This is a genomic window from Rhodococcus sp. PvR099 (genome assembly GCF_017833315.1).
Lineage (GTDB): Bacteria > Actinomycetota > Actinomycetes > Mycobacteriales > Mycobacteriaceae > Rhodococcus_G > Rhodococcus_G oryzae.
Map to the genome: position 1 here is coordinate 1131765 of NZ_JAFIBV010000001.1, position 17477 is coordinate 1149241.

At 66.7% G+C, this 17477-nt stretch carries 12 protein-coding genes; 8 read left to right on the forward strand and 4 right to left on the reverse strand.

Going from position 1 to position 17477, the window contains the following annotated elements:
• Positions 1–3219, forward strand: a complete 3219-nt coding sequence (locus JOE46_RS05055) for a beta-phosphoglucomutase family hydrolase (RefSeq protein WP_097209674.1) — start codon at positions 1–3, stop codon at positions 3217–3219.
• Positions 3220–3255: 36 nt separating this feature from the next.
• Here the strand turns inward: JOE46_RS05055 and JOE46_RS05060 are convergent, their stop codons facing one another.
• From JOE46_RS05060 to JOE46_RS05070, 3 genes are all read right to left on the reverse strand, one after another.
• Positions 3256–3897: a hypothetical protein gene (locus JOE46_RS05060; RefSeq protein ID WP_097209673.1), complete on the reverse strand. Its 642-nt coding sequence runs from the start codon at positions 3895–3897 to the stop codon at positions 3256–3258.
• On the reverse strand, positions 3897–4901 hold the full coding sequence (locus tag JOE46_RS05065) for an inorganic phosphate transporter (protein WP_097209672.1): 1005 nt from the start codon (positions 4899–4901) through the stop codon (positions 3897–3899). The genes JOE46_RS05060 and JOE46_RS05065 overlap by 1 nt, the downstream gene beginning before the upstream one ends.
• 453 nt (positions 4902–5354) lie before the next feature.
• Positions 5355–6587, reverse strand: a complete 1233-nt coding sequence (locus JOE46_RS05070; protein WP_097209671.1) for a serine hydrolase domain-containing protein — start codon at positions 6585–6587, stop codon at positions 5355–5357.
• A gap of 213 nt (positions 6588–6800) precedes the next feature.
• Here JOE46_RS05070 and JOE46_RS05075 point away from each other — a divergent pair, with 213 nt between their 5' ends.
• From JOE46_RS05075 to ppsA, 4 genes are all read left to right on the forward strand, one after another.
• A complete protein-coding gene (locus tag JOE46_RS05075; RefSeq protein ID WP_097209670.1) occupies positions 6801–7904 on the forward strand; it encodes a 3-oxoacyl-ACP synthase III family protein in 1104 nt (367 codons plus the stop codon).
• Positions 7888–8799: a 3-oxoacyl-ACP synthase gene (locus JOE46_RS05080; protein ID WP_097209669.1), complete on the forward strand. Its 912-nt coding sequence runs from the start codon at positions 7888–7890 to the stop codon at positions 8797–8799. The genes JOE46_RS05075 and JOE46_RS05080 overlap by 17 nt, the downstream gene beginning before the upstream one ends.
• A 180-nt stretch (positions 8800–8979) precedes the next feature.
• On the forward strand, positions 8980–10383 hold the full coding sequence (locus JOE46_RS05085; RefSeq protein ID WP_097209667.1) for a wax ester/triacylglycerol synthase family O-acyltransferase: 1404 nt from the start codon (positions 8980–8982) through the stop codon (positions 10381–10383).
• A 64-nt stretch (positions 10384–10447) separates the two neighbouring features.
• The gene (ppsA, locus tag JOE46_RS05090; RefSeq protein ID WP_097209666.1) at positions 10448–12754 is read left to right on the forward strand and encodes a phosphoenolpyruvate synthase; all 2307 of its coding nucleotides are present in this window, start codon (positions 10448–10450) and stop codon (positions 12752–12754) included.
• A 99-nt stretch (positions 12755–12853) separates the two neighbouring features.
• Here ppsA and JOE46_RS05095 read toward each other — a convergent pair whose 3' ends face one another.
• Complete coding sequence (locus JOE46_RS05095) at positions 12854–14017, reverse strand: steroid 3-ketoacyl-CoA thiolase (RefSeq protein WP_097214452.1); 1164 nt, start codon at positions 14015–14017, stop codon at positions 12854–12856.
• 164 nt (positions 14018–14181) lie between these two features.
• On the opposite strand from JOE46_RS05095, the gene JOE46_RS05100 reads away from it, so the two are divergent.
• The 3 genes from JOE46_RS05100 to JOE46_RS05110 all read left to right on the forward strand — a co-directional run bounded on the left by JOE46_RS05100 (position 14182) and on the right by JOE46_RS05110 (position 17472).
• The gene (locus tag JOE46_RS05100; RefSeq protein ID WP_097213283.1) at positions 14182–14547 is read left to right on the forward strand and encodes a helix-turn-helix transcriptional regulator; all 366 of its coding nucleotides are present in this window, start codon (positions 14182–14184) and stop codon (positions 14545–14547) included.
• Positions 14548–14630: 83 nt separating this feature from the next.
• Positions 14631–15506: a hypothetical protein gene (locus tag JOE46_RS05105; protein ID WP_257017672.1), complete on the forward strand. Its 876-nt coding sequence runs from the start codon at positions 14631–14633 to the stop codon at positions 15504–15506.
• Positions 15507–15600: 94 nt separating this feature from the next.
• On the forward strand, positions 15601–17472 hold the full coding sequence (locus JOE46_RS05110) for a phosphoenolpyruvate carboxykinase (GTP) (protein ID WP_097213284.1): 1872 nt from the start codon (positions 15601–15603) through the stop codon (positions 17470–17472).
• Positions 17473–17477 lie beyond the last annotated feature (5 nt).

A 17477-nucleotide genomic window follows, 5' to 3' on the forward strand; every position in this document is an offset into this window, starting at 1 on the left:
ATGACATCTGAGTGGCGAACCGAACCCGATTCGGGCGTGCTCATCGCCGGGCACACCTATCGGGCGGTGTTGTTCGACCTCGACGGGGTCCTCACCGACACCGCAACCCTCCACCAACGGGCGTGGAAATCGGCCTTCGACGAGTTCCTCGCACGGAATCACCCAGCACAACCGCCGTTCGAGGCCGCGGACTATCGGGCGTACGTCGACGGAAAGGGCCGCTCCGACGGTGTCCGTTCATTCCTCGCCGCCCGGTCGATCTCCCTCCCCGACGAACCGGATCCCGACGCGGCCAACCCGCTGTGCGTACGGTCCCTGGCCGAGCGCAAGGACCAGTTGTTCCACGACCTGCTCCGGACCGAGGGCGTGCGCACCTTCGCACCGGCAGTCGAACTCCTGCACAGCCTCCACAGCGTGGGTGTCGGCGTCGCCGTTGTCAGCGCCAGTCGAAACGCCGCGCAGGTTCTGTCCCGGGCAGGCCTGCTCGACGAGGTGGACGTCCGGGTCGACGGAATCGATGCCGCACGTCTGCAGTTGCCCGGGAAGCCCGATCCCGCACTGTTCCTGGAAGCCGCGAGGAGGTTGGAGACGGACCCCAACCGAACGGTCGTGATCGAGGACGCCGAGTCCGGTGTCACCGCCGCCCACAAAGGTGGCTTCGGATTGGTCATCGGAATCGCTCCACCGGAAAGGGCCTCGGCCTTGGCGGGCAGTGGTGCGCAGATTGTCGTGGAAGGACTCGACGAACTCGACTGGAGCATAGGAGGAACGGTGCGTGCGGGCTCGTCCCCCGACTCGTCGTGCGAACTGTGCGCGCACACCACCTCGCCGGCGTGGTTTCTCGAGCACGTCGGTTTCGAACCGGCCGTTCAGGGTGCACGAGAGTCACTTTTCGCACTGGGCAACGGATTTCTCGCGACCAGGGGAGCATTGCCCGAGGCGAGGGCCGATGCGGTGCACTACCCGGGCACATACGTTGCCGGATGCTACAACCGCGTGACGTCGAGGATCGGGCGCATCGAACGCGAGGACGAGAGCATCGTCAACGTTCCCAACTGGCTACCGGTGGCCTTCCGAATCGACGACGGCCCCTGGCTGACGCCGGAGCACACCGCAATGGACCATCACCACATCGGTCTCGATCTGCGGCGGGGACTGCTCATGCGCGAGACGGTGTATCGGGATCCGGACGGCAGACGAACCCGGATACGGCAGCGGCGCCTCGTATCCATGGCGACGCCCCACCTCGCGGCATTGGAAACGACCATCGTGGCCGAGAACTGGTCCGGAAGACTCACGGTGCGGTCGGGCCTCGACGGCGATATCGAGAACACCAATGTCGCGGAGTACCGCCCCCTCAACGGCCGCCACCTGGAGTCGGTCGAGTCGGGCGTCGAACCCCCGAACATCATGTGGCTCAGCGCTCACACCTCACAGTCGCGTGTGCGGGTGGTAGTAGCGTGCAGAACCACGTCGTCGATGAACGACGAGAACTCCGGCACGGAGAACCAACGAATCGATGCCTCGCACCACGGGATCCATCTCGAGCAGTCCTTCGCCGCGGGTCGCGCGGCGAAAGTCACCGTGTACAAGGCAGTAGCCGTCTACACGTCGAAGGACAGGGCGATCTCGGAACCGCTCGCGGCCGCGGTGCAGGCGGTTGCCTCGGCCGGTTCCTTCGACGAACTGCTCACCGCCAGCGCTGCCGCCTGGAGCAACCTCTGGGCACGATGTGAGATGACGCCGGACGCGGATCACGGGACCAAGCAGGCGGCAAATGTCGACGTGTTTCACGTTCTGCAGACCCTGTCGCCACACACGGCAGACCTGGATGTGGGCGTTCCGGCGAGAGGGTTGCACGGCGAGGCCTACCGTGGCCACATCTTCTGGGACGAACTGTTCGTTTTTCCATTCCTCACACTGCGACTTCCCGAACTCACGCGCGCACTGCTGCTCTACCGCTTCCGGCGACTACCGGTCGCTCGGCAACACGCCAGGGCACTCGGATATGCGGGTGCACTTTTCCCCTGGCAGAGTGGCAGCGACGGCCGCGAGGAGACGCCGTTGGCACTGCTGAACCCGATCTCCGGCCGATGGGTGCCCGACAACTCGCGACGGCAGTTCCACATCAACCTCGCGATCGTCTACAACGTGTGGCACTACTGGGAGACCACGGGCGATCTCGGCTTCCTCACCGCCTTCGGCGCGGAGCTCCTCGTGGAGAACGCGCGATTCTGGGCGAGCCTCGCGACATACGATGCCGAGGCCGACCGCTACGACGTACGCGGGGTGATGGGCCCGGACGAGTTCCACGACGGATATCCGGACAGTCCGGGTAGCGGCATCGACAACAGCGCCTACATCAATGTGATGCTGGCGTGGTCGCTCGCCCGCGCTCTCGACGCCCATCGGATCCTGGGTCCGGACGCCGACCGTCGCACTTGGGACAAGCTGGGTGTCGATGGCGACGAGCTCCGGCTCTGGGACCACATGGCGCGGCGGCTGCGTCTCGAGTTCCTCGACACTGGCGTGCTGAGTCAGTTCGAGGGATATGGCCGGCTCACGGAGCTGCCGCTGGACGACTACCGCAGGCGGTACCGGGATATCGGAAGGCTCGACCTGATCCTCGAAGCGGAGGGAGATTCGACGAGTCGATACCAGGTGTCCAAACAGGCCGACGTCCTCATGCTGCTCTATCTGTTCAGTGCCGAGGAGCTCACATCGCTGATCGAAACACTCGGCTACGCCTTCGATCCCGCGGTGATTCCCGCGACAGTCGACTACTACCTCCAACGCACGACGCACGGATCGACGCTGAGCAGAATCGTGCACTCCTGGGTGCTGTCGCGGAGGAACCGCCGACAGTCATGGCAGATGCTGGGCGAGGCGCTCGCCTGCGATCTCGGTGAGCGGCCGGTCGCGAGCACGCGAAAGGGGATACACCTTGGCGCGATGGCGGGCAGCATCGACATCCTGCAGCGCTGCTATTCCGGCATCGACGTACGGGAGGGCGTGCTGTGGCTACACCCCCAGCTGCCGACCGAGTTGCGTGCCCTCGCATTCGACATCCATTACCGCGACCACTGGATGCACATACGGTGCGACCACACCGCCGTGACGGTCTCCACGAATCAGAGTGCCGCAGCACCGGTCCGGGTCGCGATCCACGACACGGTCCACACCCTCCCGGCAGGCGCGACGATCTCCGGTCCCGCATGAGCGATGGCCTCGTCCTTGGGAGCGGAGCGGCTTTCCTCACTGAGCTTTGTACACCGCGTACCAGGTGCGCCGCGACACCCGAAGGATCGCGTCATGCAAGTGTTCGGCCCGGCGATACAGCTCCCGCCGGCGCGCCTCCGTCCGGAGGTCGGGCTCATGCTCGAGGTCGGCGATCGCGGCGCGGTACGCGTGCTCTGCGGGCGACAATGCCTCAATCGCGCGATCTGCGTAAATCGCTGCGGCGCCACCCGGCAGTGCTCGAAGTCCCTCCGCAAGGGGGACAGCCGCCGCGGCGAGTGTGTCGAGTAGCGCGACCAGGCACGGGTCCGGTTCGGTGCATGTCGGCCCTGAGCACGACAACTCCGACTCCCGGATCAGCGCATACCCGGCCTCGGTGACCTCGCCGAGACGTTCCCCTAGTTCGAACAGGTCTTCCGCCTCGAGCGGAGTACTGAAACTGTCGCGGACCGCGATGTTGAGATCGCGACGTGCGGCATGCTCGGCCGCGGCGATGACCCGGAGCTCCGTGACGGCATCGCGGGTCGCGGCCTCCCCGTGTCCCCACCGTTGGAGGACCTGCATGCCCTGCTCCACGATCGCGAGCTGCGCATGCAACTTGCTCAGCACGTCGAACGAACGTGGCAGGAACCAGGATGTCGGTAGGCGGGGCCAGCGCATCAGATCGCCTCCCACACCGGGAAGAGCGCCGCCCCGAGCAGTGCGGTCACCGGTAGCGTGACGATCCATGCCGAGCCCATCTCCTTGACCACCTTCCAGTGGACGTGCTGCTTGCGATGCTGTGCCCCCACACCTACCACGCCGGCCGCGACGACGTGCGTGGTGCTCACCGGTGCGCCGACCAGCGCCGCCCCGAGGATCACACTGCTGGCGCCGCCCTGACTGACCAGTCCATCGAGCGGAGTCATCCGGTACACGCCGCGGCCCACGGTCCGTACGATCCGCCAGCCTCCGAATGCGGTACCGGCGGTCAGGCTCGTCGCGGCGGCAAGCTTGACCCACAACGGCACCGTGAATTCTGTGAGCTGCCCGCCCGCGACCAGAAGGAGTGTGATCACGCCCATGGACTTCTGCGCGTCGTTGGCTCCGTGGCTGAACGCGAGGGTGGCGGCCGTGACCCATTCTCCCTTGCGAACCGGGTCGAGTGTGCGATGCCGGGCCCGTCGCATGAGCCTCCACGCGAGCGCCCCGAGAAGTGCACACGCGAGCGCACCCAAGGCGGGGGAGATTGCAAGGCCGACGAGAATCCCCACGATGCCCGTGGGGTGCCCGTCGGTGAACCCGCCCCAGTGGACACCGCTTGTGCCCGCGGCGACCAGAGACGCGCCGACCAGTCCACCGACGAGAGCGTGCGACGAACTCGACGGCAGCCCCAGCCGCCACGTCAGCAGGTTCCACGCGATCGCCGCCGTGACCGCGGCGCCGACCGCCGTGATCGTTGTATCTGCGGGCAACTCGACGACCCCGCCGACTGTGTCGGCTACGGCCGTTCCGACGAGCAGCGGTCCCGCGAAGTTCCCGGCCGCGGCGAGCATCAGTGCGTGTCCGGGGCGGGCGGCCCGGGTGGCGACGAGCGCGGCGATCGAGTTTGCCGAGTCGTGGAAGCCGTTGGTGAGGTCGAACGCGAATGTCGTCGCGATCGCCAGGAGCAGGGCAATCTCCATCGTTCAGTCCGTGGGGCAAGCGCCGCTGGGTGCGCGTCGCAGTCGAGGTACAGGGGATTCAGGCCTGTCGGTAAACGTCGTCGCCGCAAGTCCACGCGGACCACAGGAAAGCACGGCTGTCATGGCGGCCTCGATGACGTCGGGACCGAGGTCCCGCAACGGATCGCGGGGCACCCTGTCACGGACACACGCCTTCAACGACACAGCCCCAGCAAAGCACAAAGCCCTGTGGCCGAACTTCTCTCGTCGATCGGCTCGCACGGCACGGGGCAATCACGACGGACGTCGACAGTCGCCGAACAAGACGCGCGCCCACCAGTTGGTCAGCGGACTCGGATCGGGCCAGGTCACGCCGAGGCCCCGATCGCCGTCACGAACAGCGCCGCGTTGCCGAACTCGAGCAGGCGATCGCCCGACACCGCACCGGATGTGAAGCGCGACCAGGAGTCCTGCCTACAGTCGCCGCGCGATCGACTCGGCCTCCGCACCCAGTTTCGCCAACCGCAGGTCGGCGAGGGGGGTGAGGGTGTTGCCCATCCGGTTGGTCACGAACGCCACCGACAGACCCGTGTCCGGGTCGGCGAAGGCCCCAGAGCCGCCGAGGCCGTAGTGACCGAAGGCGTAGGGCGACTGTGTTCGGCTCGCGACGAACGCGGCGTGATAACCGAGCCGCCAGTTCATCCGGATTCCGAGCACGTAGTCCCTGGCCGTTGTCTGCACCTCGCCGATCTGACCGAGGCCGTCCTCGCTCAGGAATCGGGTGCCGTCCACCATGCCTTGGTTAGCGATCGCCCCGTACATGCGAGCCAGGCCACGGGCGCTGAAGACCCCGTTCCAGCCGGGCATGACGTGGTCGTGGATTGCCGGGTTCCTGACGAGTTCGTCGAACCCTTCCGGCATGCCTGCGGCGGCGAGGTTGTGCAGCCCCGGGGTCCGCGACAGGAGGAGGGACGCCACATCCCAGGGGATCCCGAATGGAGTGATTCGCGGAAAGGTTTTCGCGATGCGTCGGCGCTCTTCATCTGGCACCTGGAACCAGAACTCGGGGATGCCGAGGGGGTCGGCGATCTCGGTTCGGACCAAGTCGGTGAACGACATTCCGGTGACCCGGGTGGCCAGTTCGGCGACGAGCGATCCAAAGGTCACCGCGTGATAGCCGGGCATGACACCGCGCCGTCGGTCGGGGACTGCCGCTGCCAGCGCGGTCACCACCCCGTCGTGATCCAGGAGCGCCAAGCGTCCCGGTACCAGGCCACGCACACGATGGAGTCCGGCGCGGTGGCTCAGTAGTTCGCGCACCGTGATGGAGTCCTTTCCCGCGCTCGCGAATTCAGGCCAGTACTCGGCGACTGCGGCGTCGTAGCCGATCAGCCCGCGGTCGGCGAGGCGGTGAAGGACGGTGCTCGCGACGCCTTTCCCTGTCGAGAACGACACAGAGACGGTGCTGGACCGCCAGCGCGTGGTGGGGGTGGACCAGCCAGACCAGATATCGACGACCGGTTCGCCGTGCAGGTACACCGCCAGTGCGCCACCACCGTCCGACGTCCGGTTGAACAGCCCGAAGAACTGGTCCGCCAACGGCGCGAAGGTCGGGGCCACCGCCATCGCTGTCGGCGTATGCAGCCCGCCACGCGAGTCCGGGCGTCCGGATTCGTTGTCGTCCGACCTTTCGTGTGCGTGCCTCATGGCGTCCGCTTCTCGCTGTTCGGGGGCCGCCCTCACACGTCCCCTATCTGTCTATACAACGCTGAGATACCCCCGGGGGATTCCCGCTGAGGCATCGACAGACAAACCGGCGTCGCTGCCGGGCACGGCTGTGAGAAACCCGAAGAGAGGCCGAAATACTCTGGTCCGCACGCCAGCGCTGCGAGATCGTAGATGGGCGGAGGTGGCAGTTCGATGGTCAAGCATTGGCTCGTGATGGAGACCGAGAACCCAGATGGTCGGTTGCCCTTCCACACCCGGGTGGCCGGTGCCGGACGGCATCTGCCGGCGACGCGGCTGACAACCGACGACCTGATGGCGGCCACCCGCCATACGACGCACATCGACCTCGAACGACTGACCGGCATCCACGAACGCCGGATCTCGGTCGGAGACGAAGACTCCTACACACTCGCGACAACTGCTGCGCAGGATGCGCTGCGGCATTCCGGGCGGACCGCGGAATCGATCGACGTCGTGATCAGCTGCAGTATCACCAAGTTCCGTGACGGATTGACCCAGTGGCTCGAACCGACCATGAGCAGCGCCGTCGCCCGTGCCCTCGGCGCCGTGACAGCGATGACTTTCGACCTCGCGAACGCCTGCGCCGGGATGTTGACCGGTGTCACCGTGGCGAACAACTGGATTCGGCAGGGACTGATCGAACGGGCCCTGATCGTCAGTGGGGAGTACATCTCCCAGCTCGGCCAGAACGCGGCCCAACACATCCACAACATCATGAGCAAGGAGTTGGCGTCGCTGACCCTGGGCGACGCAGGCGCTGCTCTGCTTCTCGAGCGTGCCCCTGCCGGGTCTGCCGGGATCCGGCTGGCCGGGTTCACGACGGTGGCCGACTACAGCCGGCTGTGCCTCGCGTACCCGAAGGGTGACGATCCCGGCGCCCGCATGTTCACCAACTCGCGGGGGATCCAGAAGGCTGCCATCGCAGACACCCCCCTTCTGCTGCACGAGGTCCTCGACACCCTCGGCCTGTCCATTCACGACATCGACCACGTGATCACACATCAGACTTCTGCTCGAGCGATCCGTAAGGGGATGGCCGAAGTGATGGCATCGTTCGGCGACTCACCCCGGCACGACGCCGTCATCACCGTCGACAAATACGGGAACACGGCCTCCACGAGCCACACCGTCGCACTGGTAGAAGAGCTCGAGGCTGGCCGAATCCGACCGGGGGAGACGGTTGCACTGATCGCCCTCGCGTCCGGCCTGGAGATCGGAATCGTCCTGGTGGAAATCGACGAGGAGTTGGTGGCAGGTTATGGGCACCGTCATTGATCGACTGGAGATCGTGCACGGTCGGTGGCGATCACGGCACAGCGCCCTGCATCTTGCCGTGGCCGCGGCGAAGTCCTGCCTGGAGGGTGCCGGGCGCAGTGCGAACGATCTCGATCTGCTCGTCAACACGGGCTTGTACCGGGATCGGAACCTCGGTGAGCCCGCACTCGCCGCGATGATCCAGGAAGACATCGGCGCGCACCCCGAGGACCCGCACACCGATTCCCACGGCACGTTCTCGTTCGACGTCGCGAACGGCACCTGCGGAATGCTGACAGGCCTGCAGATCGTCGATGGATTCCTGCGCTCGCATGCGATCCGATGCGCGCTCGTCGTGGCCAGTGACGCCGATCCCGGTCATGGCATGAGCGAACACTTTCCGTTCTCCGCCACCGGGGGAGCGATGTTGTGCAGCTGGCGTGGCGGTGGCTACGGGCTGGGTTCGGTGACCTGGGTGAACGAGCCCGACGACGGCGAGTCGTTCCGAGCCACGGTCGCTCAAGGTGACAACCGGAACGTCCTCCACATCAGCCAGTCCGATTCCCTGGACGAACGCTATGCGTCCGCGTCCGCTGCGGCCGTGACCTCGTGCCTGGCGCGCGCCTCCCGCGGCCTCGACGAAGTCGACACGATCGTGGCCGCACCGGCCCGCCCTGGCTACCGAGCAGCGCTCGCGACCCGACTGGGTGTTCCCGAGACCCGGATCAGCGTGGCCGAAGACGTTCGCATGCACACGGCCGCGTTGGTGGGCGCGCTCGACCACGGCCGTCACCGCATGGCGGCCGGCACCCGCACGCTGATCGTCGCGGCGGGGGCGGGTGTGACTGCCGGTGCCGCCCTCTACGAGGAGCCACCGGTGCCGGACACAGTCCGGAGGCATCGTGATCGGGAATGAGACCGCCGCGATGGGACACTTGACGATCCCGACGATCCCGAACCGACGGACAGTCGAATCGGCCGTCGCACTCGCCTGTAGGGCACCGTCGATACACAACAACCAGCCCTGGTGGTCGGTCACCGGCCCCGACCACCTGATGTTTCAGGATGACGACCGCCCGAAGCCGAGGTGAGACAGATGGCATCCGACAACCTCAGCTTCCTCGACGCGGGCTTTCTCGAGACAGAGGATTCCGATCGACACGCGAGCCTCAACATCGGGGCACTCTCGATCATCGAAGGCCCGGCTCCCGACCAGGACGAGTTCCGCGAGGCCGTCGCCGTCCGTCTGCTGAACCTTCCGCACGCGGAGCAGAAACTGCACACCGCCCCCATGGATGTGGGCGCCCCGTCGTGGGCAGACGACCCGAGCTTCGACCTCGACCGACACCTGCGACGCGTCGCGCTCCCCGAGCCCGGAGGGGACGACGAACTGTTCGGCTTCGTCGGACGGGTGATGGCACACCGGTTGGACCGCGACCATCCACTCTGGGAGTGCTGGGTTGTCGAGGGCCTCGCCGACGGCAGGTGGGCAATCCTCGCCAAGCTGCATCACTGTCTGGCAGACGGCATCACCGGGACGAAGCTGTTCGATGCCATGTGTGACGAGCCGGACCCGCGAGTCACCCCGGAGCCCGGACCGGCGCCGCCGCGGGTGCGGGCTGCGGGACTCGTGGAGTCCCTGATGTCTCCGCGCCGTCAGCTTCGGCTTCTGTCCACCGTCGTGACCGCTCCACAGCGAATGGCAGCGGTGGCCGCCGGAGCTGTCGAAGGACTCGCACGGCTACTGACGGGAATGGTGACCACCTCGTCCGCTACCTCTCTGAGCGGGCCGATCGGCCGGCAGCGTCGGTACTGCGGGGCCCGAGCCAGGCTGGCGGATGTCCGCGAGATCTGCGACGCCTACGACGTCACCGTCAACGACGTCGCCCTGTCGGCAATCGCGAGCGGGCTACGCACAGTCCTTCTGCAACGAGGCGAGCAGCCCGACGCCCACGCGGCGCGAACACTCGTACCCGTGTCGGTGCGCTCAGGACGCGACCGTGACTCGACGCACAACCAGGTCTCGCTGATGCTGCCGTTCCTTCCCGTCGACATCGAGGACGACGTCGAACGCCTTGTCGCGGTGCACGAACGGCTCGCGGCGCACAAGAACCAGGGCGAGGCGGAAGGGGGTAAAGCGTTCACGTCCCTGGCGCAGTTCGGGCCGTTCATGCCGATGGCCTGGGCCGTTCGACTGGCCCTTCGCTACCCGCAGCGCAGTGTCGTGGCCGTAGCCACGAACATTCCCGGACCACGCGACGAACGACATGTGTTGGGACGGAGGATCCTCGACGTCTTCCCCTACGTGCCCATCGCGGTGCGCCTGCGTATCGGCATCGCGATTCTCAGCTACCACGACCGCCTCGCCTTCGGACTCACCGGCGACTACGACACCACTGCCGACCTCGGCGACCTGGCCCGGGCAATCGAGCGCGCGGTCGAGTCTCTCCTTCCCGCACCCGCGCGCCACGCCGACGTCGATTTGCCATTCAGGGACTAAATGCCCTGGATTCGGCCCCTGCACTGGCGTTTGCTGAGTGTCAGCGGCCACTAGGAGGCGAGCCATGCCTGACCAAGGTGCGACGACATCGAAGTACGTACTCGGACTCGACGAGGTCGGACTCACCGACGCCGCAACAGTGGGCGGGAAGGCCGCCAACCTCGGTGAGCTGACCCGGTTGAGGCTGGCGGTGCCGACCGGATTCGTAGTCACCACCGACGCCTACCTCGAGACAATGGGGCAGGGCGGTGTCCGGTCTGAGCTGTACGCACACCGGGTTCCGGACGCCGGGGCTGGGCCGTTGAGCGACCAGGCCGAGCGGCTGCGGGGAATCGTTCTGGCCGCGCCGATACCGGATGATGTGCGAGACGGGATCGCGGGTGCGTATCACCGCCTCGGCGACGGCATTCGGGTCGCGGTTCGGTCGTCTGCCCCCGCCGAAGATGCGGCGGACACGTCGTTCGCGGGAATCCACGACAGCTTCACCAATGTCAGCGGCGACGATGCGGTGCTCGATGCGGTGCGGCGGTGTTGGGCGTCGCTGTGGTCCGAACGGGCCCTGAGCTACCGGGCCGCACGCGGCTACGGTGAGGAGCCGTCGGTCGCCGTCGTGGTGCAGACGATGGTGTCCTCGGACCGTTCCGGGGTCGTCTTCACGGCGGATCCCCGGACCGGCTCGCGCGAGCGGATCGTCATCGAAGCCGCGCGCGGTCTCGGCGAGGTGGTGGTCGGTGGACAGGTCGAACCGGATACCTACACGATGGACAAGGACTCCGGCACGCTCGTCGAGATGCATCTGGGCACCCAAACGTTTCAGATCCGAGGCGATTCCGCCGGCGAGAGTCAGGAAGAGATCGCGCCGGCGGCACAGCGGCATCGGGTGCTAGACGAGGGGATGCTGAGCCGGATCGCCGAGCTGGCCACGACCATCGAGAAGAGTTACGGCGCACCGCAGGATCTCGAGTTCGCCATTGCCGGTGATGACCTGTGGGTGGTGCAGACCAGGCCGATAACGACATTGGAGACATCGGTCCAACCGACACAGCCCAGCGAGGCGGCCCCCGTCGACGTCCTGGCGAGCGGCCTCGGGGCAGGACCAGGGTCCGCGAGCGGCCGGGTCTGTGTGCTGACGTCTCCGAAGGACGGCGATCGTCTCCGCTCCGGCGACGTCTTGGTGGCCCCGATGACGAGACCGGATTGGATTCCGATTCTGCGGCGCGCGGCCGCGATCGTCACCGATCGAGGGGGCATCACGTGCCACGCCGCAATCGTGGGCCGAGAACTCGGCCTGCCGGTCGTGGTAGGTGCGCACAATGCGACGACGGTCCTGACCGATGGGCAGGTCGTCACGGTCGACGGCAGCAAGGGCGTCGTGGTTGCCGGAGCCGACGTCCACGACCGCGCCGTTGCGGCGCCTGCGACGCCCTCCACCAGAACAGGTGGCAGCCGAGCGGGACAGACCGCCACCGCGATATATGTCAACCTCGCGTCCCCCGACACCGCGGAAGCCGCGGCCGCACTTGCCGTTGACGGAGTGGGCCTGCTCAGAGCCGAATTCATGATCACCGAGGCGCTGGGCGGGAAGCACCCGAGCAAGTTGATGGAGGAGGGGCACAGGGATGACTACGTCGAGTCCATGGCCGAGGGCGTGGGCCGGATCGCGGAGGCCTTCTCGCCTCGGCCCGTCATCTACCGCGCGATCGATCTGCGGAGCAACGAGTTCGCCAATCTCGACGGCGGCGAATGCGAGCCGGTCGAGGAGAACCCGATGATCGGGTACCGGGGTTGTTTCCGGTATGTCCGTGAGCCGGAACTGTTCGCCCTCGATCTCGACGTGCTGCACCGGGTACGCCAGCGGTTCGACAACGTGCACCTGATGATCCCGTTCGTCCGCACTCGGTGGGAGCTCGCCCGGTGCCTCGAACTGGTCGACGCTCACCCGCTGGGGCGAGACCGGAGCATGCTCCGCTGGATCATGGCCGAGGTTCCCTCGGTCGCGTACTGGCTGGACGAGTATGCCCGTCTCGGGATCGACGGCCTGTCGATCGGAACCAACGACCTCACCCAGTTGGTCCTCGGCGTCGACCGGGACTCGGACATCTGCGAAGACCTGTTCGACACGATGGATCCGGCGGTCCTGGCGACGATCGATCTCATCCTGGATCGCGCCCGAGCGGTGGGGATGACGACGTCGCTCTGCGGTCAAGCGGTGTCGAGCGCGCCCGCACTGGCCGAGCACCTCGTCCGGAGGGGCATCAACTCGGTGTCGGTCACACCGGACACCGTCGAGCAGACCCGCCGCACGGTCGGCATGGCCGAGCGCCGAATCCTGCTGGAACACGCCCGGATCGGCGACCGACCACGCGAATGAACTCAGGCCGAATCGTGCGCCGCCCGACAGTCGACGAGGCGGTCCACATTGTGACCTGGTGTCGGCCGGCGGACCCATCCGACGGCCGACACCACGAGGTCAGATCCGCTCGATGATGGTGCCGGTGGCCAGCGCGCCGCCGGCGCACATGGTGATCAGTGCGGTGGACTTGTCCGTCCGCTCGAGTTCGTGCAGTGCGGTGGTGATGAGGCGGGATCCGGTGCTGCCGACGGGGTGGCCGAGGGCGAGGGCGCCGCCGTTGACGTTGACCTTGTCCATGTCGGGGCCGTGCACCCGAGCCCAGGACAGTGCGACGGACGCGAAGGCCTCGTTGACCTCGAACAGGTCGAGGTCGCCGATCTTCATGCCTGCCTTCTCGAGGACCTTGGCGGTGGCCTGGACGGGGCCGTCGAGGTGGAATTCGGGCTCGGCGCCGACGAGCACCTGGGAGACGATCCGGGCGCGGGGCTTGAGGCCGAGGGCGAGGGCGCGGTCGGAGTCCATCAGCAGCACTGCGGCGGCGCCGTCGGAGATCTGCGAGGCGGTGCCGGCGGTGTGGATGCCGCCCTCGATGACCGGCTTGAGCTTGGCGAGCGACTCGAGCGTGGTGTCGCGCAGGCCCTGGTCCCGGGAAACCACTGTGGTCTCGGCGGTCGGCAGCTTGTCTTCGCCGATGACGGGGGCGGTCACGGGCAGCACCTCGCGGTCGAAGCGTCCCTCGGCCCAGGCCTGCTTGGCCAGGGCCTGCGAGCGGACGCCGAGCGCCTCGATGTCCGCGCGGGTGATGCCGCGACGCTTGGCGATCCGCTCGGCGGCCTCGAACTGGTTGGGCATGTCGATGTCCCAGGACGCCGGCCGGCGCGGGCCTGCCTCGGTGCCGACGTTGGCGCCGAGCGGGACCTGGCTCATCTGCTCGACGCCGCAGGCGACGCCGATGTCGATGGCGCCGGTGGCGATCAGCCCGGCGATCAGGTGGTTGGCCTGCTGTGCGGAGCCGCACTGGCAGTCGATGGTGGTGGCGCCGGTCTGCCACGGCAGACCCGCGGCCAGCCAGGCGACCCGGGTGACGTTGTTGGACTGTGCACCGGCCTGGGTGACGCAGCCGCCGATGGCCTGCTCGACGAGGAGGGGGTCGATGCCCGCCCGCTCGAGCAGTCCGACCTGAACCGAGCCCAGGGTCTCCGCCGCGTGCAGGCCGGACAGCCAACCCCCTCGCTTGCCGATCGGGGTACGGACTGCCTCGACGATTACTGGTGTGCCCACGGTGAACTACCTCTCAAAGAAGAACCCAAACTAGAACTTGTTCTTCATATCAGTCGACCTCGCTAAATTGCTAAGATTCGCAAGTAGCGTTCGGATTGTGGAATGATGCCGGCGAGGCACGATGTCGTGGGCTCACCGCCCAACGGATAACAGCAGGAGGCGCCATGGTCGCAAACTCGCGCCAACCGCTCTATCAGATGAAAGCGGACTTCTTCAAGACACTGGGTCACCCGGCGCGCATCCGGGTTCTGGAATTGTTGAGCGAGCGCGATCACGCCGTCTCGGAGATGCTGCCCGAGGTCGGGATCGAGCCCGCGAATCTGTCGCAGCAGCTGTCGATTTTGCGACGCGCCGGACTCGTCACCGCCAGGCGTGAAGGCCTGTCGGTCACCTATGCGCTGACCTCACCGAAAGTCGCGGATCTGTTGGCGATCGCCAGAGGGATCCTCACCGGTGTCGTTGCAGGCCAGGCTGAGCTGTTGGAGGACCTACCAGAGTCGGCCGCATTGGCCAGCGACTCCGCCAGCTGACAAGCAAGCTTGGACGTGGATCCGTGCCAACCTCTAATTGCAGAATTTCTTAAATGCATACCTTGCACGAACGGACAACGAGGGTGACTGACGAGGACGACGACACGCGTGGACGCTCCGGCCACGCGGACCTGCAGCTATTGGGGCTCAACGTTGCCGTGGTGACAGTTGCAGAGGCTCAGAACCGTCGTTCTCGGGCCGTCCCGCCGCGCTCGCCGTGGACATCGATGGAGCAGTACGCGGGCCTGATCCGTACGCACACACCGATTCGCGTGTTGCGGCTGCCCATGACCACGGGCGACGCGAGGGTCATCGCAGCGCAGATTGGCGCACTCGCACCACCCGTGTCGGTTGCGTTCGTGACCGGCCTCGCCGCCCGGGAGTCCTCGCAGGTCAAGGGTGAAGTGGCGGCGCGCGGAGGGCCCTTGATCATCACCGAACTCGACGTGGTCACCGCCGGGCTTGCGGCGACCACGATCTCCCTCCTTCGTCGACGCGGCGCCGCGCCTCGTTCGGGGAGGGTGGTGGTCAATGGTCCCGAGTGCGCACCCCTGCTAGGCCCCACCTTGATGAAGTCCGGGATCGGGCAGATTGCCAACTGGCACGGCGGCGACGCGCACGCCTTCCCGCTGCGTCGATTGATGGAGCGAAACGACGTTCTGATCGACCTCGCCGGAACAGCCGCGGACACCGACGCACCGGGCCGCACCGTGCCGTACCCGACGGACCCGTACTCGGTGGGGCAGCTGGTTGTGCCGGGTCTGATCAGCGCCATGTGCGGGCACGACGCGAGGGAGGTGACCTCGGAGGTGCTCGCCGCCACCGCGCGGGCACTGGCACTGACCACGCCGGCCGGGCAGGCGCTGCCCGCGCCGGACGACGGTCTGGTCATCCGCGCGATCACTCGCCAGGTCGGGCGCATCTTCGCCCATCTCACCGACCGCAGCCGGCACCAATAGCAGTGCACACAGCTTCATCCGCACCACATTCGACGACTTTCGCGAGGAGAACACCGTGACCACACCCGCAACCGGCATCGGGGCCGCTCCGACAATGCACGATGAGATCGTGTCCTGGGTCGCGGAGGTCGCCGACCTCACCGGGCCCGACGCCGTGGTGTGGTGCGACGGATCTGCCGGCGAATGGGATCGCCTGACGACACAACTGGTCGACAAGGGAACCTTCGTCCGCCTCGAGGGCAAGCCGAACTCCTTCTGGTGCGCCTCGGACCCCGAAGACGTCGCGCGCGTCGAAGATCGTACGTTCATCTGCTCCCGCTTCGAGGCCGATGCCGGGCCGACGAACAACTGGATGGACCCCGTCGACATGAAGACGGTGATGACCGAGCACTACCGCGGTGCGATGTCCGGTCGCACGATGTACGTCATCGCGTTCTGCATGGGCCCCATCGACGCGGCCGAACCGAAGTTCGGCGTCCAGGTCACCGACTCGGAGTACGTCGCCGTGTCCATGCAGATCATGACCCGCTCCGGAGCCGCGGTGTGGGACAAGCTCACCACCGGAGTCGACTTCGTCAGGTGCTTGCACTCAGTCGGCGCCCCGCTCTACCCGGGCCAGGCCGACTCCGCCTGGCCGTGCGATGGCACCAAGTACATCTCCCACTTCCCGGAGGAGCGGACGATCTGGAGCTACGGATCCGGCTATGGCGGCAATGCCCTGCTCGGCAAGAAGTGCTACTCGCTGCGCATCGCCTCGAAGATGGCCAAGGACGAGGGCTGGCTGGCCGAGCACATGCTCATCCTCAAGCTCACTTCTCCAGAGAAGAAGACGCACTACATCGCGGCGGCCTTCCCGTCCTCGTGCGGCAAGACCAACCTCGCGATGCTCGAGCCCACCCTCGACGGATGGACCGCGGAAACCGTCGGTGACGACATCGCCTGGATGCGCTTCGGTGACGACGGCCGGCTCTACGCGGTCAACCCCGAAGCGGGGTTCTTCGGCGTCGCCCCCGGCACCGGCATCCACACGAACCCGCATGCCATGGCAACCATCGAGCGGGGCAACTCGATCTTCACCAATGTCGCGCTGACCGACGACGGCGACGTCTGGTGGGAAGGTATGACAGATCGGCCGCCGGCCCACCTGACCGACTGGAAACGCCGAGACTGGACCCCGAACTCGGGTGAGCGTGCAGCGCACCCGAACTCGCGGTACTGCACCCCGATCGCGCAGTGTCCCACCGTGGCCCCCGAATGGAACGACCCGGCCGGGGTGCCGATCTCGGCGATCTTCTTCGGCGGCCGCCGCGCCACCACCGTCCCTCTGGTTGCCGAATCGCTGAGCTGGCAGCACGGGGTCTTCCTTGCCTCGACCCTGTCCTCCGAGACGACGGCCGCCGCGACCGGTCAGGTCGGCGTCGTACGACGAGATCCGATGGCGATGCTGCCGTTCCTGGGATATCACGTCGGCGACTATTTCGCGCACTGGCTCGAGATCGGAGCGAAGGCGGATCCGGCCAAGTTGCCGAAGATCTTCTACGTCAACTGGTTCCGACGCGGCGACAACGACCAGTTCCTGTGGCCAGGATTCGGGGAGAACTCCCGGATCCTCAAATGGGCACTGTCGCGGATCGACGGCGAAGGCGTGGCCGACGCGACGCCAATCGGCTACGTGCCAACTCTCGATGCACTCGACCTGGCGGGAATGAAGTTCGACCGCACCAAGATCGCTGCCGCACTGAAGGTCGACCCGGTCGAGTGGATCGCCGAAACACGGCTGATCGACGAGTGGTACGCCACCATCGGCGGCAACACCCTGCCCGATGTCCTGCGCGAAGAACTCGGCGCCCTCAAACTCCGACTGAGTGCGCCTTCTCTCGCCGATCCGCTTCCTGGCAAACCTGCCACAACACGAGACGCCGACTTCCGCCGCGTGCGTGTCCGCACCCGCCGCGGCAAGGCCTGACGGCC

Coding starts and splice junctions, on each gene's coding strand:
- JOE46_RS05060 (WP_097209673.1), bottom strand. CDS start 3,897: ATGCGCTGGCCCCGCCTACCGACATCCTGGTTCCTGCCACGTTCGTTC.
- JOE46_RS05085 (WP_097209667.1), top strand. CDS start 8,980: ATGGCATCCGACAACCTCAGCTTCCTCGACGCGGGCTTTCTCGAGACA.
- JOE46_RS05065 (WP_097209672.1), bottom strand. CDS start 4,901: ATGGAGATTGCCCTGCTCCTGGCGATCGCGACGACATTCGCGTTCGAC.
- JOE46_RS05080 (WP_097209669.1), top strand. CDS start 7,888: ATGGGCACCGTCATTGATCGACTGGAGATCGTGCACGGTCGGTGGCGA.
- JOE46_RS05070 (WP_097209671.1), bottom strand. CDS start 6,587: ATGAGGCACGCACACGAAAGGTCGGACGACAACGAATCCGGACGCCCG.
- JOE46_RS05075 (WP_097209670.1), top strand. CDS start 6,801: ATGGTCAAGCATTGGCTCGTGATGGAGACCGAGAACCCAGATGGTCGG.
- JOE46_RS05100 (WP_097213283.1), top strand. CDS start 14,182: ATGGTCGCAAACTCGCGCCAACCGCTCTATCAGATGAAAGCGGACTTC.
- ppsA (WP_097209666.1), top strand. CDS start 10,448: ATGCCTGACCAAGGTGCGACGACATCGAAGTACGTACTCGGACTCGAC.
- JOE46_RS05055 (WP_097209674.1), top strand. CDS start 1: ATGACATCTGAGTGGCGAACCGAACCCGATTCGGGCGTGCTCATCGCC.
- JOE46_RS05110 (WP_097213284.1), top strand. CDS start 15,601: ATGCACGATGAGATCGTGTCCTGGGTCGCGGAGGTCGCCGACCTCACC.